The 23,148-nt window shown below is 73.5% G+C and carries 28 protein-coding genes; 25 read left to right on the forward strand and 3 right to left on the reverse strand.

Going from position 1 to position 23,148, the window contains the following annotated elements; all coding sequences use genetic code 11:
* Window positions 1-94, reverse strand: a 94-nt coding sequence (locus tag VQ03_RS34715; RefSeq protein ID WP_157064186.1) for a LysR family transcriptional regulator, incomplete at its 3' end; no start/stop codon positions are given.
* Window positions 95-183: 89 nt separating this feature from the next.
* Between VQ03_RS34715 and VQ03_RS20925 the strand changes: the two genes are divergently transcribed.
* Window positions 184-627 carry a PACE efflux transporter gene (locus VQ03_RS20925; RefSeq protein ID WP_048452841.1) on the forward strand — a complete coding sequence of 148 codons (444 nt, stop codon included), beginning with the start codon at window positions 184-186 and terminating at the stop codon, window positions 625-627.
* A 13-nt stretch (window positions 628-640) separates the two neighbouring features.
* Here VQ03_RS20925 and pobA read toward each other — a convergent pair whose 3' ends face one another.
* Window positions 641-1,840: a 4-hydroxybenzoate 3-monooxygenase gene (gene pobA / locus VQ03_RS20930; protein ID WP_048452842.1), complete on the reverse strand. Its 1,200-nt coding sequence runs from the start codon at window positions 1,838-1,840 to the stop codon at window positions 641-643.
* A gap of 149 nt (window positions 1,841-1,989) precedes the next feature.
* Between pobA and VQ03_RS20935 the strand changes: the two genes are divergently transcribed.
* The 3 genes from VQ03_RS20935 (at window position 1,990) to VQ03_RS20945 (ending at window position 4,469) form a co-directional block, all read left to right on the forward strand.
* A complete protein-coding gene (locus tag VQ03_RS20935) occupies window positions 1,990-2,889 on the forward strand; it encodes a helix-turn-helix domain-containing protein (RefSeq protein WP_048452843.1) in 900 nt (299 codons plus the stop codon).
* On the forward strand, window positions 2,886-3,800 hold the full coding sequence (locus VQ03_RS20940; RefSeq protein ID WP_048452844.1) for an aldo/keto reductase: 915 nt from the start codon (window positions 2,886-2,888) through the stop codon (window positions 3,798-3,800). Before VQ03_RS20935 ends, VQ03_RS20940 begins: the two co-directional genes overlap by 4 nt.
* 282 nt (window positions 3,801-4,082) lie before the next feature.
* Window positions 4,083-4,469, forward strand: coding sequence for a hypothetical protein (locus VQ03_RS20945; RefSeq protein ID WP_048452845.1), 387 nt, complete (start codon window positions 4,083-4,085; stop codon window positions 4,467-4,469).
* Between the two features lie 122 nt (window positions 4,470-4,591).
* On the opposite strand, the gene VQ03_RS20950 is transcribed toward VQ03_RS20945, so the two are convergent.
* Window positions 4,592-5,296: a LexA family transcriptional regulator gene (locus tag VQ03_RS20950; protein ID WP_245292151.1), complete on the reverse strand. Its 705-nt coding sequence runs from the start codon at window positions 5,294-5,296 to the stop codon at window positions 4,592-4,594.
* A gap of 379 nt (window positions 5,297-5,675) precedes the next feature.
* Between VQ03_RS20950 and VQ03_RS33195 the strand changes: the two genes are divergently transcribed.
* The 21 genes from VQ03_RS33195 to VQ03_RS21050 form a co-directional block, all read left to right on the forward strand.
* Window positions 5,676-5,840 carry a hypothetical protein gene (locus tag VQ03_RS33195; protein ID WP_157064187.1) on the forward strand — a complete coding sequence of 55 codons (165 nt, stop codon included), beginning with the start codon at window positions 5,676-5,678 and terminating at the stop codon, window positions 5,838-5,840.
* A gap of 34 nt (window positions 5,841-5,874) precedes the next feature.
* Window positions 5,875-6,561, forward strand: a complete 687-nt coding sequence (nusG, locus tag VQ03_RS20955) for a transcription termination/antitermination protein NusG (protein WP_245292154.1) — start codon at window positions 5,875-5,877, stop codon at window positions 6,559-6,561.
* A 250-nt stretch (window positions 6,562-6,811) separates the two neighbouring features.
* Window positions 6,812-7,426, forward strand: coding sequence for a hypothetical protein (locus VQ03_RS34720; protein WP_048452847.1), 615 nt, complete (start codon window positions 6,812-6,814; stop codon window positions 7,424-7,426).
* Between the two features lie 22 nt (window positions 7,427-7,448).
* A complete protein-coding gene (gene terL, locus VQ03_RS20965) occupies window positions 7,449-8,816 on the forward strand; it encodes a phage terminase large subunit (RefSeq protein ID WP_048452848.1) in 1,368 nt (455 codons plus the stop codon).
* Window positions 8,816-10,078 (forward strand): DUF1073 domain-containing protein, encoded by a 1,263-nt coding sequence (locus VQ03_RS20970; protein WP_048452849.1) that lies wholly within the window; start codon window positions 8,816-8,818, stop codon window positions 10,076-10,078. The genes terL and VQ03_RS20970 overlap by 1 nt, the downstream gene beginning before the upstream one ends.
* A gap of 175 nt (window positions 10,079-10,253) precedes the next feature.
* Entirely contained in the window at window positions 10,254-11,258 is a 1,005-nt protein-coding gene (locus tag VQ03_RS20975) for a DUF2213 domain-containing protein (RefSeq protein ID WP_048452850.1), read from the forward strand.
* Window positions 11,258-11,701: a structural cement protein Gp24 gene (locus VQ03_RS20980; RefSeq protein WP_048452851.1), complete on the forward strand. Its 444-nt coding sequence runs from the start codon at window positions 11,258-11,260 to the stop codon at window positions 11,699-11,701. The genes VQ03_RS20975 and VQ03_RS20980 overlap by 1 nt, the downstream gene beginning before the upstream one ends.
* A 15-nt stretch (window positions 11,702-11,716) precedes the next feature.
* Window positions 11,717-12,664 (forward strand): DUF2184 domain-containing protein, encoded by a 948-nt coding sequence (locus VQ03_RS20985; RefSeq protein WP_048452852.1) that lies wholly within the window; start codon window positions 11,717-11,719, stop codon window positions 12,662-12,664.
* 12 nt (window positions 12,665-12,676) lie between these two features.
* Window positions 12,677-12,940, forward strand: coding sequence for a hypothetical protein (locus VQ03_RS20990; RefSeq protein WP_083468130.1), 264 nt, complete (start codon window positions 12,677-12,679; stop codon window positions 12,938-12,940).
* A 1-nt stretch (window position 12,941) separates the two neighbouring features.
* Window positions 12,942-13,316, forward strand: a complete 375-nt coding sequence (locus VQ03_RS20995) for a DUF4054 domain-containing protein (protein ID WP_048452853.1) — start codon at window positions 12,942-12,944, stop codon at window positions 13,314-13,316.
* On the forward strand, window positions 13,316-13,630 hold the full coding sequence (locus tag VQ03_RS21000) for a hypothetical protein (protein ID WP_048452854.1): 315 nt from the start codon (window positions 13,316-13,318) through the stop codon (window positions 13,628-13,630). Before VQ03_RS20995 ends, VQ03_RS21000 begins: the two co-directional genes overlap by 1 nt.
* Complete coding sequence (locus VQ03_RS21005; RefSeq protein ID WP_048452855.1) at window positions 13,627-13,911, forward strand: hypothetical protein; 285 nt, start codon at window positions 13,627-13,629, stop codon at window positions 13,909-13,911. The genes VQ03_RS21000 and VQ03_RS21005 overlap by 4 nt, the downstream gene beginning before the upstream one ends.
* Window positions 13,911-14,330 (forward strand): DUF3168 domain-containing protein, encoded by a 420-nt coding sequence (locus VQ03_RS21010; protein WP_048452856.1) that lies wholly within the window; start codon window positions 13,911-13,913, stop codon window positions 14,328-14,330. The genes VQ03_RS21005 and VQ03_RS21010 overlap by 1 nt, the downstream gene beginning before the upstream one ends.
* Window positions 14,331-14,355: 25 nt before the next feature.
* Entirely contained in the window at window positions 14,356-14,802 is a 447-nt protein-coding gene (locus tag VQ03_RS21015) for a phage tail tube protein (protein WP_048452857.1), read from the forward strand.
* Between the two features lie 7 nt (window positions 14,803-14,809).
* Entirely contained in the window at window positions 14,810-15,379 is a 570-nt protein-coding gene (locus tag VQ03_RS21020; RefSeq protein WP_048452858.1) for a gene transfer agent family protein, read from the forward strand.
* Complete coding sequence (locus VQ03_RS21025; protein WP_245292152.1) at window positions 15,376-16,716, forward strand: phage tail tape measure family protein; 1,341 nt, start codon at window positions 15,376-15,378, stop codon at window positions 16,714-16,716. The genes VQ03_RS21020 and VQ03_RS21025 overlap by 4 nt, the downstream gene beginning before the upstream one ends.
* A 19-nt stretch (window positions 16,717-16,735) precedes the next feature.
* The gene (locus tag VQ03_RS21030) at window positions 16,736-17,371 is read left to right on the forward strand and encodes a DUF2460 domain-containing protein (protein ID WP_048452859.1); all 636 of its coding nucleotides are present in this window, start codon (window positions 16,736-16,738) and stop codon (window positions 17,369-17,371) included.
* A 4-nt stretch (window positions 17,372-17,375) separates the two neighbouring features.
* Entirely contained in the window at window positions 17,376-18,263 is an 888-nt protein-coding gene (locus VQ03_RS21035; RefSeq protein ID WP_048452860.1) for a DUF2163 domain-containing protein, read from the forward strand.
* On the forward strand, window positions 18,241-18,729 hold the full coding sequence (locus tag VQ03_RS21040) for an NlpC/P60 family protein (RefSeq protein WP_048452861.1): 489 nt from the start codon (window positions 18,241-18,243) through the stop codon (window positions 18,727-18,729). The genes VQ03_RS21035 and VQ03_RS21040 overlap by 23 nt, the downstream gene beginning before the upstream one ends.
* Complete coding sequence (locus VQ03_RS21045) at window positions 18,726-22,652, forward strand: baseplate multidomain protein megatron (RefSeq protein ID WP_048452862.1); 3,927 nt, start codon at window positions 18,726-18,728, stop codon at window positions 22,650-22,652. Before VQ03_RS21040 ends, VQ03_RS21045 begins: the two co-directional genes overlap by 4 nt.
* Window positions 22,645-23,148, forward strand: a 504-nt coding sequence (locus VQ03_RS21050; RefSeq protein WP_048452863.1) for a DUF2793 domain-containing protein, incomplete at its 3' end; no start/stop codon positions are given. The genes VQ03_RS21045 and VQ03_RS21050, both read left to right, overlap by 8 nt.

Genomic DNA, 23,148 nt, shown 5'->3' on the forward strand with positions numbered 1-23,148 from the left:
CCTGCGCCTTGCGCAAGGCGCGGGCGGCGCCGGAGAAGGACCCGGCCTCGGCCGCCGCCACGAAGGCCTGGAGCTGGTCGAAGGAGACGGCCATCCATCCGATTCCGAGATACGTCCCAACTTGCCGGCCGGAGTATCGCAGATAGAAGGCGGCGCACCAATCGAAGCGTCCAGAGCCAGACCATGCGCAGCACACGCGACCGGATCCGCCATGCCATCCTGTTCGAGGTTGTGGGCCTCGCGCTCATCATCCCGCTCGGGACGATGGTGTTCGGGCTGCACGCCTCCGAGATGGGCGTGATCGGCATCGGCAGCGCCATGGTCGCGACGGCGTGGAACTACGTCTACAACCTCGGCTTCGATCGGGCGATGCAGCGGTTCCTCGGCACCACGCGCAAGCGCTTAGGCCTTCGGGTGGCCCATGCGGTGCTGTTCGAGGCGGGCTTGCTGGTGATCCTGCTGCCGCCGATCGCCTGGTATCTCGGCATCGGCCTCGTCGAGGCCTTCGTGATGGATATCGCGATCGCCTTGTTCTACGTGGCCTACGCCTTCGTCTTCAACCTGGCCTACGACTGGGTCTTCCCGCTGAAGAACTGGGGCGAGGTCGCGGCGGAGCCGTCCCGCTGAAGGCCTTGGCCGGTCACGCGCCCATGGGCGCGTGACCGGCTGCCATCGGCAACCCGACGTAATTCTCCGCGATCACCGTCTGCGCGGCCTGCGAGCCGCGGATATAGGCGAGTTCCGCTACCTGCATCCGGCGGGCGAACGCGTCCATGTCGGGGAAGCGGTGGGTGAGGCCGGTGAACCACCAGCTGAAGCGCTCGGCCTTCCACACGCGGGCGAGCGCCCGGGCCGAGTAGCCGTCGAGGCCGGACGGATCGCGCTCGCCGTAATGCAGGGTCAGCGCCTCGGCGAGCATCGCGACGTCGGAGACCGCGAGGTTCATGCCCTTGGCACCGGTCGGTGGGACGATATGGGCGGCGTCGCCGGCCAGGAACAGACGGCCGTAGCGCATCGGCTCGGCGACGAAGCTGCGCAAGGGGGCGATGCTCTTCTCGAAGGAGGGACCGCGCACGAGCCCGGCGGAGGCCTGCGGCCCGAGGCGAGTCTCGATCTCGTCCCAGAACCGCTCGTCCGACCAATCCTCGATCCGCTCGTCGAGGCCGACCTGGACGTAGTAGCGGCTGCGGGTGGGGGAGCGCATGCTGGCGAGCGCGAAGCCGTTCGCGTGGTTGGCGTAGATCAGTTCGTGGTTGACCGGCGGCACCTCGGCCAGGATCCCGAGCCAGCCGAACGGATAGACCCGCTCGTAGACCTTCAGCACATCCGCCGGGATCGCCGCGCGCCCGACTCCGTGGAAGCCGTCGCAGGCCGCAACGAAGTCGCAGGCGAGGCTCTGCGTCTGGCCGTCCCTGGTGAAGGTGACGCTCGGGCGGTCGCCGGTCAGGCCGTCGAGCCGCAGGTCCCCGGCCTCGAACACGATCTGCACGCCGCGGGGCTCGGCGGCGTCGAACAGGTCGCGCATCACCTCCTGCTGGCCGTAGACCGTGACGGCCGAGCCACCGGTCAGCGCCGCCATGTCGATCCGGAAGATCTCGCCGTCATAGGCGAGGTTGGTGCCGGTATGGACCAGGCCCTCGGCCTTGAGCCGGCCGTCGAGGCCGAGCTTTTCCATCAGCGCGACGGTGCCCTGCTCCAGCACGCCGGCCCGCACCCGTCCCTCGACATAGTCGCGGGTGCGCCGCTCCAGCACCACCGCGTCGACCCCGGCGCGGGCCAGCAGGTGGGCGAGGAAGAGGCCGGCCGGGCCGGCACCGATGATGGCGACCTGCGTGCGCATGTGGGGGTTTCCTTCCATGGCGCCACCGTCTCGCAGTGGCTGCTCCGTGACGGAAAGGTGAACCGCGCGGCGCCGGTTGACGATGGACGGGGCGAGGGAAAAGTTGGATTTTCCGTCGATCCCGCCCGCTGCGCGAGAATCCGTCCGCGATGCACCTCGACCCTGCTCAACCCCCTGCGGTGCCGCATTTCTTCCTCTACGGCGAGGCGCCGCGGGACGCCGACGACCGCTTCCTGCACCTGGAGGCCTTGGACGATCGCAGCCGTCCGAACCGCTGGACGATCCGCCCGCACGTCCATTCGAGCCTGCACCAGCTGCTCGTCATCGCCGAGGGCGGCGGGGAGATGCGCGCCGAGGCCGAGCGCCTGACCTTCGCGGCCCCCTGCCTGCTGGCGGTCCCGGCCGGCACCGCCCACGGCTTCCGCTTCGCCGACGGCACGGCGGGGGCGGTGCTGACCCTGTCGGCGCGCTACCTGCGCGACCTGTGCGGGCGCGAGCCGGAGCTGTCGGCGCTGTTCGCCGGCCCGGCGGCGCTCGCGCTGCCGGAGCCCGGCCCGGTCGAGGAGGCGGTGGCCGAGCTCGCCCGGGAACTGGCCTGGGCGGCCCCGGGCCGTCGCGGCGCCATCGAGGCCCACCTGATGCTGCTCCTGGTCGCCGGCCTCAGGCGGCTCGCCGCCGCGCGCGCGCCGGCTGCCCCGCCGGGCCCGCAGGCGCTGCTGACCGCGCGCTTCCGCGAGGCCGTCGAGGCGCATCACCGCCGCGAGCGGCCGCTCTCGGCCTATGCGGACGATCTCGGGGTGACCGAGGCGCGGCTGCGCGCCGCCTGCCGGGCGGTGACGGGGACGAGCCCCGGCCGGATCATCCGCGAGCGCCGCCTGCTCGAGGCCAAGCGCAGCCTGCTCTATTCCGACCTCGGAATCGCCGAGATCGCCTACAGCCTCGGCTTCACCGACCCGGCCTATTTCTCGCGCTTCTTCGCCAAGGGCACCGGCGAGTGCCCGCGGGCGTTCCGTGACAGGCGCGGCGCGGACAAGGGAGAGACGCGATGACGAGCGGGTACGGACTGACCCGGCAGGGCTTTCTCGGCGCCGCGCTGGCGGCCGCGGTGGGGGGCGGGGCCGCGGCGCAAGGGGCGGAGCTGCACCGGCGGCCGATCCCGGCGAGCGGCGAGACCCTGCCGGTGATCGGGCTCGGCACCTGGCGCGGCTTCGACGTCGGGGCGAAACCCGCCGAGCGGGGCCCGTTACGCGAGGTGGTGGCGACCTTGCTGGCCAAGGGCGGCCGGGTGATCGACTCCTCGCCGATGTACGGCCGGGCCGAGGGCGTCACCGGCGATCTCGTCGCAGAGGCCGGGGCCCGCGAGCGCACCTTCCTCGCCACCAAGGTCTGGACCAGCGGCCGCGAGGCGGGGATCGCGCAGATGAAGCGCTCGCTCCAGCTCCTGCGCACCGAGCGCCTCGATCTGATGCAGATCCACAACCTGCTCGACTGGCGCACCCACCTGCCGACCCTGCGGGCCTGGAAGGAGGAGGGGCGGATCCGCTATCTCGGCATCTCGCACTATACCGAGAGCGCCTACGACGCCGTCGAAGCGGTCCTGAAGGCCGAGCGGCTGGATTTCCTCCAGATCAACTACGCCCTCGACGACCGGGCGGCGGAGGAGCGCCTGCTGCCGCTGGCCGCAGAGAAGGGCGTGGCGGTGCTGGTCAACCGGCCCTTCGGCGGCGGAGGGCTCCTGCGCCGCCTCGCGAAGACTCCGCTGCCGGACTACGCGGCGGAGATCGGCTGCACCTCCTGGGCGGAGATCCTGCTGAAATACGTGGTCTCCCACCCGGCCGTGACCTGCGCGATCCCTGGCACCGCCGATCCCGGCCACATGGCGGCGAACCTGCGCGCCGGGATGGGGGCGCTGCCGGACGACTCCTTGCGCCGGCGCATGGCGGCGGCCTTGCCGGGCTGAACCCAAGCTGAACGCAAGGATCGGCAAAGTCGCCGCCCAGCAAGACGGCGAACAAGCGCGGCCGCAATCCAGTCGATCTCCGGACCGGCGCGCCGCACCCCGCCATATTGCTGCCGTTCTGCCTGTGTTAATGATCCCCCATCCACATCGCTTCTCGTCCAGCGCGCGACCGCCCGTGTTCGCGCAGCGGGACGTTGCGGTCTCACCGCAACGCTCTGCCACGCATTCAAGAAGCGAGCCGGCCCGATCCATGCGGCCGGGCTCGAACAATCAGGGGGTCCCATGCTCAAGTCGTCCGTCGCCGCTCTCGTCCTGTGCGCCGCCCTGCCGGCCAGCCTGCAGGCGGCGGAGGGGCGGAGCTTCAACGGTACCTGGGCGGTGCAGCTCGTCACCGATTCGGGGATGTGCGACAGCCGCTACAACGTCTCGCTGGCGATCACCGACGGCGACGTGCGGGTGGCCTCGACCGGGGAGGGCGGCGCGACGGTGAGCGGACGCATCGGGCCGGACGGCAATGTCGGCCTCACCGTCCGCCAAGGCTCGGCGAGCGGCGCCGCCTCGGGCCGGCTCCAGGCCAATTCCGGCTCCGGCACCTGGAAAGTCTCCGCCCTCTGCTCCGGCCGCTGGACCGCGCAGCGCCGCTCGACCCGCGTCGCGCAGGCGGACTGACACCGCAGCGCTTTCGATCGGTTCTGTGCCGCGGGCGCCGATGCGCCGAATGCCTGCGCGTCGGCATGTCGATGCGACGGCGCGGTGGAACGACAGAATCGCTGCACGACGCAGCGATCACCTCAACCGGCGGATTTCGTGCGGGCGCAGAACCGGCTCCAGTGCTGCGCATGCACCGTGCTGATGATGCCCGAGGCCCAGATCAGGCGGCAATCGGGCATCAGCGGGGCGTTGTGGCTCTCCAGGTGGTAGGCGCCCCGCTGCGAGCCGCGCAGGATCTTCTTCAGGAAGCGGTTCCCCTCCGCCGTCGTCACCGCGGCGTAGAGGTCGAGCAGCCGCTCCGGGCTCTCGCCCGCCTCGGCGCAGAGCACCACGTCGTCCGGCTCATATTTCGGATACATCGACAGGCCGGCGACCCGGAACGCGATGGTGCCGGAAGGCACCGGAAACGGCACCGTGATCCGGAACAGGTCGCCCCCCGGACCGGGCTGCTCGTCTCCGGTGTCGATCAAGCCGCCGGCGCTGATCAAGCCCTTCACTCCCACGATCTGGCCGCCATCCGCGGAGGGCTCCGGCGCGTCGTCGTCGCCGAACAGGAGCCCCTTGGCGGTGACCTCGACGCCGTCGCGGCGGAAGCGCGCGGCATAGCGTTCGGCATCGTCCTGGCCGATGGTCCGGGTGCCGGCCTCGTGCGCGCGGTAGGTGCTCTCCGGCCAGGCATTCTGCAGGGCGGCGTCCCGCGCCGAGCGGTAGCCGGCGGCGATGCGCGCCTGCCGCAGCCGCTCGCCCTGGGCGGCCCGGACCCGGTTCTCTCCCGAATGGATCACCTCAGCGAAAATCCCCGACACTTGAGGTATTGAGAAAAATCACTACATCATGTAGCTATAAATCCGCAAGGCCCGCGGCAAGCAGCGTTGTTCGCGCGTGTCCCGTCCTGCCACCCTAACCCAAGGGCAGGCTTGCGCCGTATCCCTCGTTGCGGGAGTTCACAGATGGTCCACCGTTTCCTCGCCGCCGGCCGCGGATCACCGGACGATGCAGCGGTCCGGTGGCGCAACGCCGGGGAGGATGCGGACGATCCGGGCCGCTCGCGTCCCGGCCGCCACGGCGGCGAATCGCCGCAAAGGGCCCTCGGAAAGCCGGAGGGCCGCTTCAGCCGGGACGAGGACGCTCGCGCCACGCGCCGCTTCGGTGCAGGAGGGGCGGATGAAGGTTGCCCTGATCGTGCTCTGGACCCTCGCCGCGGGGGTCGGCCTGTTCCTGATGGTGCGCGCCCGGATCGTGCGCGCGACCGAAGCGCTGACGCGAGAGGCCGGGCGCGAGCGGATCGCCCCACCCGACACGCCACCGGATCGTCCCGGCGGACCCTGATCGGACCCGCTCTCCGGCAGGCGGGGAGGGCCGCGTGAGCGGGAAGAAGCGCCGCATCGCCCGCCGTCGCCGCGAGGCCCTGGCGCATGACCGCCCGCCGGCAGACCGGGCCGCCGAGATCCGGCGCCGGCGCCGTCGGCGGGTCCGCCCGGCCCGGATCGTGCTGGCGATGGACCGGGTCTGGCTCGTCGCCGAGACGAAGGCGCGCTGGTCCGCCCGGGCGGCCCGCGACCTCGAAGCCGCCGGCATCGCCACCTTCGAGCCGCGGGAGGAGGTCGAGTTGACCTCGGCCCAGGGGCGCCGCCGCACCGCGCGGGTGCCGCTCCTGCACCGCACGGTCTTCGTGGGCCTGCGCGACGACGACGACCTCGCGCGGGTCGAGGGCCATCCGGGCATCGCCCGGGTGCTGTTTCGCGACGGCCGCGCCGTCGTCATCGCGCCCGCCGTGCTCCAGGGCTTCGCCGACGCGATCACCGGCCATGGCGACCGGGGGAGCGGCGGCCAGAAGACCGGTAACGAGGAGACCGGTAACGAGGAGGCGGTGAGGGCGGTCCTGTTCGCCCTCGGCGACGGCGTGCGGGTGACCGAAGGGCCACTCAAGGCCCTCTCCGGCACGGTTGAGGGCGTCGATCCGGCCCGTCGGCGCTACCGGGTCGCCCTATCGCTGTTCGGACGCGAGACGCCGGTGACGCTCGACGAGGAGCAGATCGAGCGGGACTGAGGGACCGGAAAAATGTTGCGCCCCACCGAAGAGAACATTTGACGAACATCGGTGGGGCAGGTACAAAGGTCTCAGGTTATCCGGGTCTGCGGCCTGCCCTTACGGGACGTGGCTGCTCGACTGCCCCGCGACGCGGGGATGTGTCCCCGGACCCGGCCCACGGCATCACCGAGGCGAAGGGCGGCTCGTGCCCCGTGGCTCCGGCGGCCCGGGGCCGTGCCGTGCTTCCCACACTCCAACCAGGAGGCACATGGCACGGCGAGTCATCGACTGGGCGGGCATCGCGGCAGCCTACCGGGCGGAGCCGGGAGCCGGGCCCGCTATCGCGCGCCGGTTCGGCATCAGCCCGGCGACGCTTCGGCGCCGGGCACGGGCGGAAGGATGGGTGCGCGATGCCCCGGCCGCCCCGCCGGACGTCGCTCCCACGGGCGACGTGCCGATGGGCGGTCCCCCCTCGGGTGAGGCTCTTCCGGGCGACGTGCTGGGCGGCCACCGCATCGTGGTCGCGCAGGGTGCCGCCCTCACCCTGCAGCTCCTCGACGATCTTCAGGCCGCCGCGGCCGACGCCGCGCCCGACGAGGGCGCGGAGGAGGGCGGGCTCGCCCGCGCGGCGATCCTGCAGAAGCGCGTCGTCGCCCTGCGCGACCTCGCCGCCGCGGCGCGGCTGTGGATCGCCCTGGAGCGGCAGGCCTGGGATCTCGACGGCAAGAGGGACGGCAGGCACCGTGACGACACCGCGATTCCCGATCCCGACGCGGCCTTCCACCTCCTCGACCAAGGGCAGCGGGCCCAGCTCCGGGCCATCGCCGAGCGCCTGGCTCAGGGACCCGCCGGCCCTGCTGCGGGCCCTCGACCGGCTCGATAGCGAGGAGAGCCTGGCAGGCTTCGTGCGCCGGGCCTGGCCGGTGATCGAGCCGGGCGCTCCTTACGTGCATGGCTGGCACATCGACGCGGTCAGCGCCCATCTCGAAGCCGTCACCGCGGGGCAGATCACCCGGCTGCTCATCAACGTGCCGCCTGGCACGATGAAGAGCCTGCTCGCCGGAGTGTTCTGGCCGGCCTGGGAATGGGGGCCGAAGAACCGCCCCGCTCTCCGCACCGTCGCGGTCTCGCACACCGAGCGGCTGGCGCTTCGCGACAACCTGCGCACGCGGCGCCTGATCACCTCGCCCTGGTACCGGGCCCTGTGGGGCGAACGGGTGCGGCTCACCCGCGACCAGAACCGCAAGGGCCGGTTCGAGACCACCGCGACGGGCCTGCGCGAGGCGGTCTCGGCCGGCTCGATCACCGGCTCCCGCGGCGACCGGGTGATCCTCGACGACCCGATCTCGGTCGAGGGCGCCAATTCCGAGCGGGTGCGCGAGGGGATCGCGCAGTGGTTCCTCGAAGCCGTGCCGACCCGCCTCAACGATCCCGTCCGCTCGGCCATCGTGGTGATCATGCAAAGGCTGCACGAGCGCGACCTCTCGGGCGTGATCCTGGCGCGGAACCTCGGCTACGAGCACCTGATGCTGCCGATGGAGTTCGAGCCGGAGCGCGCCTGCGCCACCCGGATCGGATTCACCGATCCCCGCCGCGGGCCGGGCGAGCTGCTCTTCCCGGAGCGCTTCCCTCGGGCAGCAGTGGAGCGCGACAAGGCCGCGATGGGCGAATACGCGGCGGCCGGCCAGTACCAGCAGCGGCCCGCCCCCCGGGATGGCGGCCTGTTCAAGCGCGGCTGGTTCACCCTGGTGCGGGCCCTGCCCGCCGGCTGCATCGATGTCCGGGCCTGGGACCTCGCGGCGAGCGTGCCGAGGCCTGGGCGCCAGCCGGACTACACCGCCGGAGTCAAGCTCGCGCGCAGCCCCGACGGGCATCTCTATGTCGTCGACGTCCGCCGCGACCGGCTCTCGGCCGGGGGCGTCGAGCGCCTGATCCTGGCGACGGCCGCCGCGGACGGGCCGTCCTGCCGGATCTCGCTGCCGCAGGACCCCGGACAGGCCGGCAAGGCGCAGGCGCAGTACCTCGTCGGGCGGCTCGCCGGCTACGACGCGCGGGCGACGCCGGAGAGCGGCGACAAGGCGACCCGCGCCGCCCCGGTCTCGGCCCAGGCCGAGGCCGGCAACCTGCACCTCGTCGCCGGGCCCTGGAACGAAGCCTTCCTCGACGAGCTCTGCGCCTTCCCCAACGGCGCCTTCCTCGATCAGGTCGACGCCCTCTCGCGCGCCTTCGCGGCGCTGGCCCGGCCGGGATACGGCCTGCTCGGAGTCCTGTGATGTGGCTTACCGACCGCCTCGCCAACCTCGTCTCCGGCCTCGGCGGCCCGCGGGACAAGAGCACCGGCAACCTGCACGTCCACGTGCCCCGCGCCCGCGCGGAGCTGGATGCCGCCTACCGGGACAACTGGATCGCCCGCAAGGTCGTCGACATCGTGCCCTTCGACATGCTGCGCGAGTGGCGCGCCTGGCAGGCCCCGCCCGAGGTCGCGGCGGCTCTGGCCGCGAGCGAGGAGCGCTTGTGTCTCCGCGACCGCCTGCTGCGGGGCTTACGCCTCGCCCGCCTGCATGGCGGCGCCGCGCTCCTGATCGGCGACGGCGCCCCGGATCCGGGCCTGCCGCTCGACCCTGAGACCCTCGGGCAGGGGGGCTTGCGCTACCTCCACGTCCTGCCCCGCGGCCAGATCCAGGCCGGCGCCCTCGAGCGCGACCCGCTCTCGCCCTGGTTCGGCGAGCCCCGCGGCTACACCGTCGCGGGCGGGCAAGCGGTCCATCCCTCGCGGGTGGTGCGTCTCCTCGGCGCCGCCCTGCCGGACGATGCGCTCGGTGACGGCTGGGGCGACAGCGTGCTCCAGGCGCTGCTCGAAGCCATCGACCAGGCGACGGCGGCGTCCGCCCACATCGCCGCGATGCTGCCCGAGGCCAAGCAGGACGTGATCTCGGTGCCGGGCCTGTCGCAGCATCTCTCGACCGAGGACGGCACGGCTGCGCTCACCGAGCGCTTCGCCTATGCGGCCCGGATGAAGGGCCTGTTCGGGATGCTGCTGCTCGAAGGCGACGGCCGTTCGCCGGAGGGGGAGCGCTACCAGCAGAAGCAGCTCGATTTCTCGGGGCTGCCGGAGGTGGCGCGGCTCTTCCTCCAGGTCGCGGCGGGCGCCGCCGACATTCCGGTCACGCGGCTCCTCGGCCAGTCGCCCGCCGGCCTCAACGCCACCGGCGAATCCGACATCCGCAACTACCACGACCACGTCGCGGCCCGTCAGACCGTCGAGCTGACGCCGGCCGTCGCCCGCCTCGACCGGCTCCTGATTCGCGACGCCCTCGGCCGCGACGAGCCCGGATTGCGCTACGCCTGGCGGCCGCTCGCCCAGGCGAGCGAGCGCGAGAAGGCGGAGGTCGGCCGCCTCAAGGCCGAGACCGCGGCGCTCCTCGCCCGCGAGGGCGTGGTGCCCGCCGGTGCCTTGTCCCGCGGCGTCGAGGGCTGGCTGTCGAGCGCCGACCTCTTCCCGGGCATCGCCGCGGCCTTCCGGCCGGCCGGCTGAGCCGAGTTCCAACCCGCTCCCGAGCGGGCTCGATACAGTCGCATCGTCGGACAAGGCGCGGGTTTCCCTCCTCTCCCCGCGGGCGGGGAGAGGAGGGATGCGCGCGACCCGGCCTGTGAACTGACGAACCCGCACGGGAGAGGCGCTTTCCACCTCCCAGCGCGAGACCATCCCCATGCACCTCTTCGACCGGTTCAGCCTCGGCCCCGCGGCCGAGATCGCGGGCGCGCGCCCGCTCGGCAACGGCGCCCTGGTGGTGCAGGCCCGCGCGGCACGGGCCGGCAACGTCCAGGTCTATCGCGGCGACGAGGTCGCCCGGCCGGACCTCGCCACCGTCCGGATCTACCGCGACCCGGACGAGATCTTCCGCGCCGAATCACTGCGCAGCTTCGGCCACAAGCCCGTCACCCTCGACCACCCGCCCGAGGCGGTGACGCCACGGACCTGGCGCGGCGTCGCCCGCGGCCATGTCGGCGACGAGGTGGTGCGCGACGGCGAGTTCGTCCGCATCCCGATGCTGCTCGCCGATTCCGCGGCCATCGCGGCGGTGCAGGGCGGGCGGCGCGAGGTCTCGGTCGGCTATACCTGCGACCTCGACTGGACGCCCGGCACCGCCCCGGACGGCAGCCCCTACGACGCCCGCCAGACGAGGGTCGTCGTCGACCACGTCGCCATCGTGGCGCAGGGACGCGCCGGTCCGGATTGCCGCATCGGCGACGCGGATCTCGGCCGACGCCTCGCCGAGGCCGAGGCACGGGCCGAGGCCGCCGAGGCCGCGCTGGCCGAGCGGGAGGGCGAGGTCGCGGCGCTCCGCGCCCGGGTGCCCGATGCCGCCGCCCTCGACGCGCTCGCCGCCGCGCGCGGCGCCCTGGTCACGCAAGCCCGCCGGATCCTCGGCGATTCCTTCGATCCCGCGGGCCTCGATGCCGAGGCGATCCGGCGGGCCGCCATCGCCCGGGCGCTCGGCGAGGCGGAGGCCGCCGCCATGAGCCCCGCGGCGATCGAGGGCGCCTTCCGGGTTGCCGCCGCCGACCCGCGCCGCACCGCACCGCCCCACGCCCCGGACCCGCTGCGCGACGCCCTTCGCCAGCGGAGCGCCGACGCCCCGACGCCCGAGGCGGCCCACGCCGCCATGGTCGAGACCCTCCGCAACGCCTGGAAGCCCGCAGGAGCCCGCTGATGCCCACGATCCAGTCCAGCTACCCCGCCCGGCCGGCCGCCGCCTACGAGGGCATGGCCGCCGACCAGGACCCCGCCACGATCGTCAGCCGCACCGTCGAGACCACGGACGGCATCGCCTTCGGCCGGGCCGCCTTCCAGGGCACCCGCGACGACGGTATCGCCGCCTCGGGGGCGGTCTTCCGCGGCATCGTACTGGCCGACCGCAACGCCCGGCCGAGCGCGAGCGGCGCCGACCTCTTCGCCAAGGGAGAGACGGCGCCGGTGATGGTGCGCGGCACCGTCTGGGTCGTCACTGCCACGGCCGCGAGCGTCGGCGCCGCCGCCTACGTCACCTCGACCGGGGCGGTCACCGCCACCGCCTCCGGCAACATCCTGATCCCCGGCGCCCTGTTCGACACCTCGGGCTCCGCCGGGGGCCTCGTCCGCCTGCGCATGAACTGACGAGAGGCAATCCCCATGACCCGCACCCTCCTCACCGACGCTCCCCGGGCCCTCGCCTTCCTGGTCAGCCAGCAGGCCTTCATCGAGCCGACCGTCTACCGCAACCAGTACCCGGCGATCCGCTATCCGCGGCTGGTGCCGGTCGACACCGCGGCACCCGAATGGGTGCCGACCGTGACCTATTTCTCGGTCGACCGGGTCGGGCAGGCGACCTGGGTCCACGGCGCCGCCACCGACGTGCCGAAGGTCGAGATGCTGCGGCGCCAATACGAGACCACCGTCGCCATGGCGGGGATCGGCTACGGCTACGACCTCGAGGAACTCGGCAAGGCCCAGCTCCTCGGCATGACCCTCGACGCCGACAAGGCCGACGCCGCCCGGCAGGCCTCCGAGGAGTTCATCGACCAGATCGCCCTGCGCGGCGACGCGACGAAGGGTTTTGCCGGCCTCCTCAACCATCCGAGCGTGACCGTGGGCAGCGCCGCCGCCACCGGGACCAGCGGCAGCACCCTCTGGTCGCAGAAGACCGCCGAGCAGGTGCTGACCGACATCAACGGCCAGCTCATCGGCATCTTCACCGGCAGCGGCACGGTCGAGATGGCCGACACCCTGCTCCTGCCCTACGACCAGATGCTGAGCCTCGGCCTGCGCCGCCTCGACCCGACGAGCCCGATCACGCTCCTCGACTGGATCCGGCGCCACAACGTCTACACCCTGGAGACCGGGCAGGACCTCACGGTCCTCGGCGTGCGGACCCTCGAGACCGCCGGCACCGGCGGCACCGCCCGCATGGTCGCCTATCGCCGCGACCCTTCCGTGCTGAAGCTGTGGCTGCCGATGCCGTTCCGGTTCTTCCCGGCCTGGCAGACCGGCCCCTGGCGCTTCGAGGTGCCGGGCGCCTTCCGGCTCGGCGGCCTCGACATCCGCCGCCCCGCCGCCTGCCGCTACCTCGACGGCATCTAGGGGAGGGGCGCGATGATGCGGGTGACGAACCACGCCGCCGGCCCCCGGCTGGTCTGGCCCAAGGGCGCGCGGACGCCCCGGCTGCTCGTGCCCGGCGAGAGCACGGTGATCGCGCTCCCCGACCGGAGGGATCCGTGCCTCGCCGCCTGGGAGGCGGCGGGCGAGGTGCGGGTCGAGGCGGAACCCGGCCCGACGCTAGCGGATCCGGTGCCGCCGGACCCGCGCCCCGAGCGCCGCCGCGGCCGCGAGCGGCCGCCCTCCAGCGGGGAGGCGTGAGATGGCGGACGCGATCACGCCGGACGCCTTCCGGGCCCGGTTCCCGGCCTTCGCCAGCGTCGCCGACGCGCCGATCGCCGGGGCGCTCGCCGAGGCGGCGCCCCGGATCGGCGCGGCCTGGCCGGCGGCGGATGCCGCCCTCGGGCGGATGCTCCACGCCGCCCACACCCTCACCCTCGACGGGCAGGGCGGGCCGGAGGCCGAGCTCGCCCGGGCTGGCGCCCTCGACCTCAAGGCCCTGCGCAGCGGCACGCTCCACCTCGAGCGCCGCGACCCGCCCACGGACGCGGCCCCCGGCACCCTGGGGCTGACCTCCTACGGGCGGCGTTTCCACGAGGTGATGCGCCGCAACGGCGTCGGCGTGGCGGTGGTGTGATGGGCCTCCTCGACGGCCTCGGCCGCCATCTCGGAGGCGTCCTCGCCCCCCTCTTCGACGAAGGCATCCTGCACCGGATCGGCCCGGACGACGTCGCGAGCGACACGCCCGTCCGGGCCCGGCGCGACGGCATCCGGGAGGCGAGCGAGGAGCCCGGCCTGCCGGGGCGGCTCGTGCGGATGACCGTGCTGACGCCGGGCTCACCCCCGAATCCCGACGACGAGATCACCCTGGCGGGGATCCGCCACCGCATCGTCGCGGTGGAGACCGACCCCGCCGGCAGCCACGCCCTCATCCAGGGGAGACCCTTGTGACGACACGAGCCGAGACCGGTCCGCTCCAGGCGCGGCTCGCCCGCCTCGCCCGGGCCGGCAGCGAGGCCGCGCGGGCCCGCGCGCGGGAGGAAGCGCGCACGCTCGCAGCCGAGATCGCCGCCGACCTGCCGGACGGGCACGCCGAAGCGACGGAGACGCCTGCCGGCGCCACCGTGACGGTGGAGGCGCCGCACCTGATCGCGCGGGAATTCGGCACCGCGACGTGGGCCGCCCGGCCGGTGATCGCCCCCGCCGTCGCGCGCCTCGCGGGGAGGGGCTGATGGCGGTCGTCGACCTGTCGCCCCACCTCCTGCGGGCGGTGCGCACCCGCCTGCTGGCCGATCCGTCCTTGCGCCCGCTCGTCGGCGACCGGGTGCGCGAGGCGGTGAGCGCCCGGGAGGAATGGCCGTTCCTGCGCGTCGATCCGCCGGAGGTCGGCCCCTACGAGGCCCAAGGCTGGCGCGGCTGCGCCTGCCGCCTGACCGTCCACGCCTTCCTGCGCGGGGCCCGGGACCTGAGGCCGATGCAGGACCTGCTCGCCGCCGTCGCCACCGCCCTCGACGAGGCCAACCTGCCCTTGAGCCGCGGCGAGCTGCTGTGGCTGGCCCACGAGCGCAGCCTGGTCCTGCCGGAGCCCCTCGGGCCCGGCTCCTGGCACGGCATCGCCCGCTTCGGGGCGGTCGCCGCCGAAACGATCTGATCTTCCGCCTTCAGGAACGCACGCCATGGCCCAGCCCACCACCCTGACCTTCTCCGCCATCGCCGTGAAGCTCGAGAGCCTGACCAAGGCCGGCACCTTCGAGGCGCCCTGCGGCCTCACCGAGCGCGCGGCGCAATTCACCAAGGAGACCAACAGCGCCGTCATCCCCGATTGCGACAAGGAGGACGCCGCGCCCTTCGTCGACCGGGTCGCGGTGTCGAAATCCGTGGCGGTCTCCGGCAAGGGCGTGATGGCCCGCCAGAGCATCGCCCGCTGGCGCGCCGCCTTCGAATCGGACGTGCCGGTGAAGGCCCGGGTCGAGGTCAGCGGCACCGGCGCCGAGGGCGGCGGCGCCTGGGACGGGCTGTTCCACCTCACCACCTTCGAGGTCGGCGCCGTCCGGGGCGAGCGCTGCACCGTCTCGGTCGCCCTGCAATCGACCGGGACCGTTGCCTTCACGGCGGCCTCGTGAGGTCCCGATGAGCCGCGACGGCCATATCGACCTCGACCTGGGTGGGACGACCCACCGCTTCCGCCTCGCCATCGGCGACCTGGAGGCGTTGCAGGAGGCGACGGGGATGGGCCCGGCCGCCCTGCTGCACCGCTTCCATGCCGGCCGGCGCTACCGGTTCCGGGACGTGCGCGACGTGCTGCGCCTCGGCCTGATCGGCGGCGGCGCCCCGGTGCCGCAGGCCCATGCGCTTGCCCGCCGCCTCGACGGGTTGCCCTGCATCCCGCTGATCGCCAAGGCCGCCCTGGTCCTGGCGGCCTCCCTCGAAGGCACCGAGGACGAGACGGTCGGCCGCCCCGCCGGGGCCGCCGGCCCGGAGGGGCGGATCGCCTTCGCGGCGTTCTACGGCGCCGCCGCCGCCATGGGCCTGCCCGCCGCCGACCTTCGGGCGATGAGCCTGTGGCAGCTCGCCGCCTATATCGACGGCTTCAACCGCGCCCGCGATCCCGACGCCGCCGACGCCCCGACGCCTCAGGAGGAGGATGCGCTCTGGGCCTGGCTCCAGGGTGGCCTCGCAGACGACGGATCTCCCGCATGACGACCGAGATCGAGCGCCTGGTGGTCTCCCTGGAGGCCCATGTCGAGGCCTATGAGCGCGAGTTGGCCCGGGCCGGGCCGCTCGCCGAGCGGGCGATGGCGGAGGCCGAGCGCGCCGTCGAGGCCGGGGCCGGCCGCATCGCCGCCGCGATGGCACGGGCCGGCGCCGAGGTCCGCGACGAGATCGCCCGCATGGCGGCGCCGGAGGGTTTGGGGAAGCTCCAGCGCGCGATGGAGCAGGCGAGCGCCGTGCCCGCCGGCGACGGCGCCGCCTTGCGGCGGGTCGACGATGCGGTCGGCAGCCTGACCGCCCGCCTGACGGAAGCCGGGACCGCCTCCCGGGAGGCGGTGGCGGGATTCGAGGCGGTGGCGGGCGCGGTCGGAGGCATCGCGGAAAAAATCCCGGCCGCCGCGGACCTCGTCGCCGATCTCGGCCGGCGGATGAAGGCGGCCTCCGGCGAGGGCGCGGCGATCCGCGCCCGCATCGCCGACGCCTTCGCGATCAGCGACGCCGCGTCCCGCGGCAGCCTCGCCCCCGCCGCGCCGGCAGCACAGACCGGGCGGGCGCCCGCCCGGTCGGCGGCGCGACCCGGCAAGGCGGCGGAGCCGGAGGACGACGCCTTTCGCGACGAGGTCGCCCGCCTCACCCGGCGCACCGGCCTCCTGAAGATCGAGGCCGACGCGGTCGGCCGGGAGGAGGGCGCCGCCGCGAAGGCCGAGGCGGCCTTCCGCCTGCTGGAGGCGGCGAAGAAAGCCGACCTCGCGGTGACCCCGGCGCTCCGCGAGGAGGTCGACCGGGTGGCGGAGGCCTACGGCGCCGCGACCGCGCAGGTCGAGCGGGCGGAGGCCGCGCAGCGCGCCGCGCAATCCGCCTCGCGGGAGCTCGGCTCGGCGCTCTCCGACAGCTTCAAGGGCGCGATCCTGCACGGCGAGCGCCTGACCACGGTCGTCGCCCGGCTCGCCACCACCCTCGCGAGCCGCGGCCTCGACCGGGCCTTCGACGGCCTGTTCGGCCGCGGCGGCCCAGGCGCCGACCTGGTCGGCGACGCCCTCGGGTCCCTCGGCCTGACCCCGAGCCCGACCGGCCGCGCCGCCGGCGGGCCCGTCACCCCGGGTGTCGCGTACACGGTGGGCGAGAGCGGGCGCGAAACCTTCGTGCCGCTCCAGCCCGGCCGGATCCTGCCGGCGGCGCACGGCGTCGCCCCGGCGCCCGCCGCCCCGAACGTCCAGGTCTCGGTCTCGATCGCCACCGCGGACGCCCCGAGCTTCCACCGCTCGGAGGCTCAGGTCAGCGCCGCCCTGGCCCGGGCGGTGCAGCGCGGCCTGAGGGGCCTGTGAGAATTGGAGCCCGTGAGCCATGCCGAGCCCCTTCCACGAGGTGCGCTTTCCCCTCGCGCTCTCCTACGGCTCCCGCGGCGGGCCGGAGCGACGCACCGAGATCGTCACGCTGGGCTCCGGTGACGAGGAGCGCAACAGCCTCTGGCGCCATTCCCGCCGCCGCTACAACGCGGGTCCCGCCCTGCGCTCGGCCGAGGACGTCGCCGTCCTCCTCGCCTTCTTCGAGGAGCGCCGCGGTCCCCTTCACGGCTTCCGCTGGCGCGACACCTTCGACCACAGCTCCGCCGCCCCCGGCCAGACGATCGCGCCCACCGACCAGCGCCTCGGCACCGGCGACGGCACCACCCGGGTCTTCCCCCTCGCCAAGACCTACGGCGCCGCCTTCGCGCCGTACGCCCGACCGATCACCAAGCCGGTCGCCGGCTCGGTCCAGGTCGCGGTCGGCGGCGTGGCGCTCGCCGGCACCGCCTTCACGCTCGATGCCACCACCGGCCTCGTCACCCTCAAGGCCGCCCCCGCCTCCGGGGCGATGGTCACCGCCGGCTTCCTGTTCGACGTGCCGGTGCGCTTCGCCACCGACCGCATCGAGATCGACCACCAGGCCCTGCGCGCGGGCCTCGTCGCCGACATCCCGATCCTCGAGATCCGCCGCTGAGCCCATGAAGACTCTGCCGCCCACTCTCTCTGCTCGCCTCGCGAGCGGGGTCACCACCCTGTGCACGTGCTGGATCGTCACCCGCGCCGACGGGCTGCGCCTCGGCTTCACCGACCATGACCTAGACCTCACCGTCGACGGCGTCCTGTGCTCGGCCGAGAGCGGCGCCACCGGCACCGCGCTCGAACAGGGCACCGGGCTTGCCGCCGACTCCCTCGAGATCGTCGGCGCCCTCACCAGTGGGCGCCTGGCCGAAGCGGAACTCGCCCGCGGCCTGTTCGACGGCGCCGCGGTCGCGGTCTGGCGCGTCGACTGGGCGAGCCCGGCCGACCGCGTCCTCGTGCTCTCCGGCACCGTGGGCGAAGTCTCGCGCGGGCCCACCGCCTTCACCGCCGAGGTGCGCGGCCTCGCCGACCGGCTCAACCAGCCCCGCGGCCGGGTCTACCAGCGCTCCTGCGACGCGCAGTTCGGCGACGGCCGGTGCCGGATCGACGCCACCGCCCCGGCGATCCGCGGCGCCGGCACGGTCGCGACGGTGGGAAGTGCCCGCAAGCTGACCGCCTCCGGCCTCGCCGGGTACGCCTCGCGCTGGTTCGAGGCCGGCCGGCTGGTCTGGACCTCCGGCGCCAATGCCGGCGCGGCTTTCGAGGTGCGGGCGCATACCCGCACCGGCACGCTCGCCGTCCTCGACCTGTGGGAGCCGATGCCGGCGCCGGTCGCGCCCGGCGACGCGTTCCAGGTCACCGCCGGCTGCGACAAGGCCCTGGCGAGCTGCCGGGACAAGTTCGCCAACGTCGTCAACTTCCGCGGCTTCCCGGACCTGCCGGGCAACGACTACGCCGTGGCCTACGCCGTCCAGGGGGCCGACAATGACGGAGGCCGCCTCGGCTGAGACGCGGGCGCGCATCGTCGCGCTGGCGCGAACCTGGCTCGGCACACCCTACCACCACCAAGCCAGCATGCGGGGCGCCGGCGCCGATTGCCTCGGCCTGCTGCGGGGCGTCTACGCCGAGCTGTACGGCGCCGAGCCGGAGGCGCCGCCGCCCTACACGCCGAGCTGGGCCGAGGACCGGGGCGCCGAGACGCTGCGCGATGCCGCCGCCCGGCACCTGGTGCCGCTCGACCTCACGGTGGCCGGGCCCGGCGACGTGCTGCTGTTCCGCTGGCGCGAGCGCCTGCCGGCCAAGCATTGCGCGATCCTGGTCGGCCCGTGCGTGATGATCCACGCCTATGACGGGCACGCGGTGGTCGAGAGCTGGATCCCGCCGGGCTGGGCCCGGCGCATCGCCTACGCCTTCCGCTTCCCCGAGCCCTTGCCCGAGCCCTCGCCCGTCCCCTTGCCGGAGATCCCGACGTGAGCACGCTCGTCCTCTCGGTCGTCGGCCAGGCGGTCGGCACCACGCTTGGCGGCCCGATCGGCGGCGCCATCGGCCAGGCGCTCGGCGCCGCCGGCGGCAGCGCCCTCGATCGCGCCATGTTCGGCTCGAAGCCGAAAACACAGGTCAACCTCGGCCCGCGCCTGTCCGACCTCCACGTCACCGCCTCGACCGAGGGCGCGGCGATCGCCCGTGTCTTCGGCCGCGTCCGCATCGGCGGGCAGATCATCTGGGCGACCAAGCTGAAGGAGGTGCAGACGGTCGAGAAGGTGAAGTCCTCCGGCGGCAAGGGTGGCGGAGGGCAGAAGGCGTTCAACGTCACCTATGCCTACAGCGTCAGCGTGGCGGTCGCCTTGTGCGAAGGCCCGATCGTCGCATTGGGCCAGGTCTATGTGGACGGCAAGCCGATCGACCTCGCGGCCCACAATGCCCGGGTCTATCTCGGCGACGAGGCGCAGGGGCCCGATCCGAAGATTGCGGCGATCGAGGGCGCCGCCAGCGCCCCGGCCTATCGCGGCCTCGCCTACATCGTGTTCGAGGACCTGCCCCTGGCGGCTTTTGGCAACCGGGTCCCGGTCATCACGGCGGAAGTGATCCGTCGCCCGCCCAACGCCTCCGGCCGGCCGGCGCTCGAGGAGCTGGTGACGGCGGTCACGATGATCCCGAGCATGGGCGAGTTCACCTATGCCACCGTGCCGGTCAACGCCTCGACCTTCGGCGGGCTCACCGGGCAGAACACGGTGTCGGGCGGGGTCGACGCGCTCAAGGCGCTGGATCAGCTCGCGGTCGAGGCGCCGCGCTGTCGCCACGTCTCCCTCGTGGTCGCCTGGCACGGCACGGATTTGCGGCTCGGGTCCTGCCGCATCGTCCCGAAGGCCGAGACGGCCTCGAAGACCACCAAGCCGGACTGGATCGCCGGCGGGGTCGAGCGGGCGGCGGCTTCCATCGTCAGCGGCGGCGCCTCCGGGACGCCGTTGCTCGGCGGCGCGCCCTCCGACCTGTCGGTGGTGCAGCTCGTCCAGGCGCTCAAGGCTCGGGGCTACGCCGTCACGCTCTACCCGTTCGTGATGATGGACATCGCCCCCGGCAACGGCCTGCCCGATCCCTATGGCGGGGCGGAGCAGGCGGCTTTCCCCTGGCGCGGGCGCGTCACCTGCCATCCGGCACCAGGCCGGCCCGGCACCGTCGATAAGACCTCGGCCGCGGCGGATCAGGTCGCGGCGTTCTTCGGCACGGTGGCACCGGGGGACCTGGCGTGGAACGGCAAGACGGTCACCAGCACCAAGGCGGAATTCTCGTTCCGCCGCTTCATCCTGCATTGCGCGCGGCTGGCCGAGGCGGCGGGCGGGGTGGACACGTTCCTGATCGGCTCGGAGATGATCGGGCTCACTACCGTGCGCTCAGACGCCTCGACCTTCCCGGCGGTGGCGCAGCTCGTGGCATTGGCGGCCGACGCGCGCGCGATCCTGGGGAGCGCCACGAAGCTCGGCTACTCGGCCGACTGGACGGAATACGCCAGCCATCGCCCGGCCGATGGCTCGAACGACGTGTATTTCCACCTGGATCCACTGTGGTCGAACGCGAATATCGACTTCGTCGGGATCGACAATTACATGCCGCTCGCCGATTGGCGCGATGGGTTCGATCATCTCGAAGCGAGAGCGGGCGCCCCTTCGCCCTACGATCCCGGCTATCTCGCCAGCAACGTCGCGGCCGGCGAGCTGTTCGACTGGTACTATCCGACTCTCGCCGATCGCGACGCGCAGAACCGGGCGCCGATCGCCGACAGCGCTCACGGCGAACACTGGGTCTTCCGGCTCAAGGATCTGCGCGGCTGGTGGGCGAACCCGCACCGCCACCGGCCGGGCGGGGTGCGCCAGGCCAATGCCACGGGCTGGGTGCCGCAGGGCAAGCCGATCCGCTTCATCGAAGTCGGCTGCGCGGCCGTCGACAAGGGCATGAACCAACCGAACGTCTTCGTGGACCCGAAGTCGTCGGAAAGCGTCCTGCCCTACTTCTCGAACGGCCGGCGCGACCTGGCGGCGCAGCGCGCCTACCTGGAAGCCACCTTGGCCTATTGGCAGGGCGCCACCGGCAACCCGGTCTCGGCCGTCTATGGCGGCCGGATGGTCGATCCCGAGCGGCTGTTCGTCTGGACCTGGGACGCCCGGCCCTATCCGGACTTCCCGCGCCAGGCGGCCGTGTGGAGCGACGGGCCGAACTACCGCCTCGGCCACTGGATCAACGGGCGGCTCGGCCTGGCGCCGATCGCCGACGTGGTGGCCGAGCTGTGCGGGGGCCTCGGCGTGCCGATCGATGTCGGCCAGCTCTCCGGTGTGGTCGAGGGCTACGCCGTCACGGAGGTGCAGACGCCGCGGGCCTCGCTCGAACCGTTGCGCACGTGCTTCTTCTTCGACGCGGCGGAGTCGGCCGGGCGGCTGGTCTTCGCCCCGCTGGCGCGAGCGCCGGCGGCAATCTTGACGGCCGACGACCTGGTGGCGCGGGAGGGCAGCGCCGGCGACTACCGGCGCACAAGGGGCGAGGAAACCGCGCTGCCCGGGGTGGTAGCGCTGACCTACATCGATCCGCAGCGCGGCTACCAATCGGCTTCGGTCGAGGCACGCCGCACCAACGGCCGGGCCAACGCGGTGCAGCGGGTGGCGGTGCCGCTGTGCCTCGACGAGGGCACGGCGCGGGGCATCGCGCAGGCGCTCCTCTATCAGGGCGTGGTCGAGCGGGAGCAGGTCGGGGCCACCCTGCCGCCGTCCTGCCTCGCTTTGGATGCCGGCGATGTCGTCACCCTCTCCCTCGCCGGGAGCGGCACCGATTACCGGCTGACCCGCCTCGGCCTCGAAGCGGGCCGGCCGGCGAGCGGCATCCGCACCGATCCGGCGGTGTTCGCCTACCGGGACGGCACCGCGACGCCGCGGCCGGCCGAGCCGCCGGCGACGGTGGGGGTTGCGCTGTTCCACATCCTCGACCTGCCGCTCCTGCGGTCCGACGCGGTGCCGCACGCGCCCTACCTCGCTGCCTACACGGCGCCGTGGTCGCCGGTGGCGGTTTTGCGCTCGACCGCCGGCGGGGCCTTCGCGGACGACGCGGTGGTGGGCGCCCGGTCTATCATCGGGCGACTGACGGCCGACCTCTATTCGGGCCCGTGCGCGCGGTGGGACCGGGTGAGCGCGGTCTATGTCGAGGTGCCGCGCGGGGTCGAGCTGGTCTCCGCTTCGGAAATCGACGTGCTGAACGGGGCCAACGTCGCGGCCCTGCTCACCCCGTCGGGCGAGTGGGAGGTGCTGCAATGGGCGAGCGCGACCCTGACGGCACCGGGCCGCTACCGGCTGACCACGCTGCTGCGCGGCCAGCTCGGGACGGACTTCGCGTTGGGAGCCCCGACCCCGGCCGGCGCCCCTTTCGTGGTGCTCACCGATGCCCTGGTGCAATCGGGGATGCCGCTGGCGCTCCGCACCCTGCCGCTTGCCTGGCGCTGGGGGCCGCTCGGCCGACCGCAGGATGATCCGAGCTTCACCGGCGACACCCTGGCGTTCCGGGGCGTGGGCCTGCGCCCCTACGCCCCGGCTCAAGGACGGATGGTGCGGGCCGAGACCGGCGACCTGGTGCTGTCGTGGATCCGGCGCACCCGGATCGACGGCGACCCGTGGGAACAGGTCGAGGTGCCGTTGGGCGAGGAAGCCGAGGCCTACGCCCTCGACATCCTGTCCGGCTCCTCCGCCGAGGCCACGGTGCTGCGCACGCTCGAAGCCTCGGCGCCCGTCCTCACCTACACGGCCGCCCACCAGGCGGCCGATTTCGGCGGGCCGGTCACCCGCCTGTCCGTCGCCATCCACCAACTCTCGGCAACCTACGGCCGCGGCGCGGCCCTGAGGGCGACCCTGTATGCCTGACGCAGCCACCGCCAACCTCGCCCTGCCGCTGCTGCAAGCGGCGCAGGCGCAGAAGCACGTGACCCACAACGAGGCGCTGGTCGCGTTGGACACGCTGGTCCAGCTCGCCGTCCTCGACAAGGACCTGACCGCACCGCCAGCGAGCCCGGCCGAGGGCGACCGCTACCTGATCGCCGGCGCCAGCCCCACCGGGGCGTGGGCGGGCTGGGCCGGGCGCGTGGTGCGCTACCAGGACGGGGCGTGGCGCTCCTTCGTGCCGCGCCCCGGCTGGCTCGCCTTCGTGGCGGACGAGGCGGACCTGTACATCTACACGGGTGCGGCCTGGGCCTCGTTCCGCTCCACCCTGACCGCCGTGACGGCGTTGCAGAACCTCACGCGCCTCGGCCTCGGCACCACCGCCGACGCGCAGAACCCCTTCGCCGCCAAGCTGAACAAGGCGCTCTGGACGGCGCTGACCGCGGGCGAGGGCGGCACTGGGGATCTGCGCTACACCCTC

The organism is Methylobacterium tarhaniae, assembly GCF_001043955.1.
Classification (GTDB): Bacteria; Pseudomonadota; Alphaproteobacteria; order Rhizobiales; family Beijerinckiaceae; genus Methylobacterium; species Methylobacterium tarhaniae.

Coding starts and splice junctions, on each gene's coding strand:
- VQ03_RS20925 (WP_048452841.1), top strand. CDS start 184: ATGCGCAGCACACGCGACCGGATCCGCCATGCCATCCTGTTCGAGGTT.
- VQ03_RS20940 (WP_048452844.1), top strand. CDS start 2,886: ATGACGAGCGGGTACGGACTGACCCGGCAGGGCTTTCTCGGCGCCGCG.
- VQ03_RS20935 (WP_048452843.1), top strand. CDS start 1,990: ATGCACCTCGACCCTGCTCAACCCCCTGCGGTGCCGCATTTCTTCCTC.
- VQ03_RS21020 (WP_048452858.1), top strand. CDS start 14,810: ATGAGCCGCGACGGCCATATCGACCTCGACCTGGGTGGGACGACCCAC.
- VQ03_RS21040 (WP_048452861.1), top strand. CDS start 18,241: ATGACGGAGGCCGCCTCGGCTGAGACGCGGGCGCGCATCGTCGCGCTG.
- VQ03_RS20985 (WP_048452852.1), top strand. CDS start 11,717: ATGACCCGCACCCTCCTCACCGACGCTCCCCGGGCCCTCGCCTTCCTG.
- VQ03_RS21025 (WP_245292152.1), top strand. CDS start 15,376: ATGACGACCGAGATCGAGCGCCTGGTGGTCTCCCTGGAGGCCCATGTC.
- VQ03_RS20945 (WP_048452845.1), top strand. CDS start 4,083: ATGCTCAAGTCGTCCGTCGCCGCTCTCGTCCTGTGCGCCGCCCTGCCG.
- VQ03_RS20970 (WP_048452849.1), top strand. CDS start 8,816: ATGTGGCTTACCGACCGCCTCGCCAACCTCGTCTCCGGCCTCGGCGGC.
- VQ03_RS21010 (WP_048452856.1), top strand. CDS start 13,911: ATGGCGGTCGTCGACCTGTCGCCCCACCTCCTGCGGGCGGTGCGCACC.
- VQ03_RS20980 (WP_048452851.1), top strand. CDS start 11,258: ATGCCCACGATCCAGTCCAGCTACCCCGCCCGGCCGGCCGCCGCCTAC.
- VQ03_RS34720 (WP_048452847.1), top strand. CDS start 6,812: ATGGCACGGCGAGTCATCGACTGGGCGGGCATCGCGGCAGCCTACCGG.
- VQ03_RS21015 (WP_048452857.1), top strand. CDS start 14,356: ATGGCCCAGCCCACCACCCTGACCTTCTCCGCCATCGCCGTGAAGCTC.
- pobA (WP_048452842.1), bottom strand. CDS start 1,840: ATGCGCACGCAGGTCGCCATCATCGGTGCCGGCCCGGCCGGCCTCTTC.
- VQ03_RS21000 (WP_048452854.1), top strand. CDS start 13,316: ATGGGCCTCCTCGACGGCCTCGGCCGCCATCTCGGAGGCGTCCTCGCC.
- VQ03_RS21035 (WP_048452860.1), top strand. CDS start 17,376: ATGAAGACTCTGCCGCCCACTCTCTCTGCTCGCCTCGCGAGCGGGGTC.
- VQ03_RS20975 (WP_048452850.1), top strand. CDS start 10,254: ATGCACCTCTTCGACCGGTTCAGCCTCGGCCCCGCGGCCGAGATCGCG.
- VQ03_RS21030 (WP_048452859.1), top strand. CDS start 16,736: ATGCCGAGCCCCTTCCACGAGGTGCGCTTTCCCCTCGCGCTCTCCTAC.
- VQ03_RS33195 (WP_157064187.1), top strand. CDS start 5,676: ATGAAGGTTGCCCTGATCGTGCTCTGGACCCTCGCCGCGGGGGTCGGC.
- VQ03_RS20990 (WP_083468130.1), top strand. CDS start 12,677: ATGATGCGGGTGACGAACCACGCCGCCGGCCCCCGGCTGGTCTGGCCC.
- VQ03_RS20995 (WP_048452853.1), top strand. CDS start 12,942: ATGGCGGACGCGATCACGCCGGACGCCTTCCGGGCCCGGTTCCCGGCC.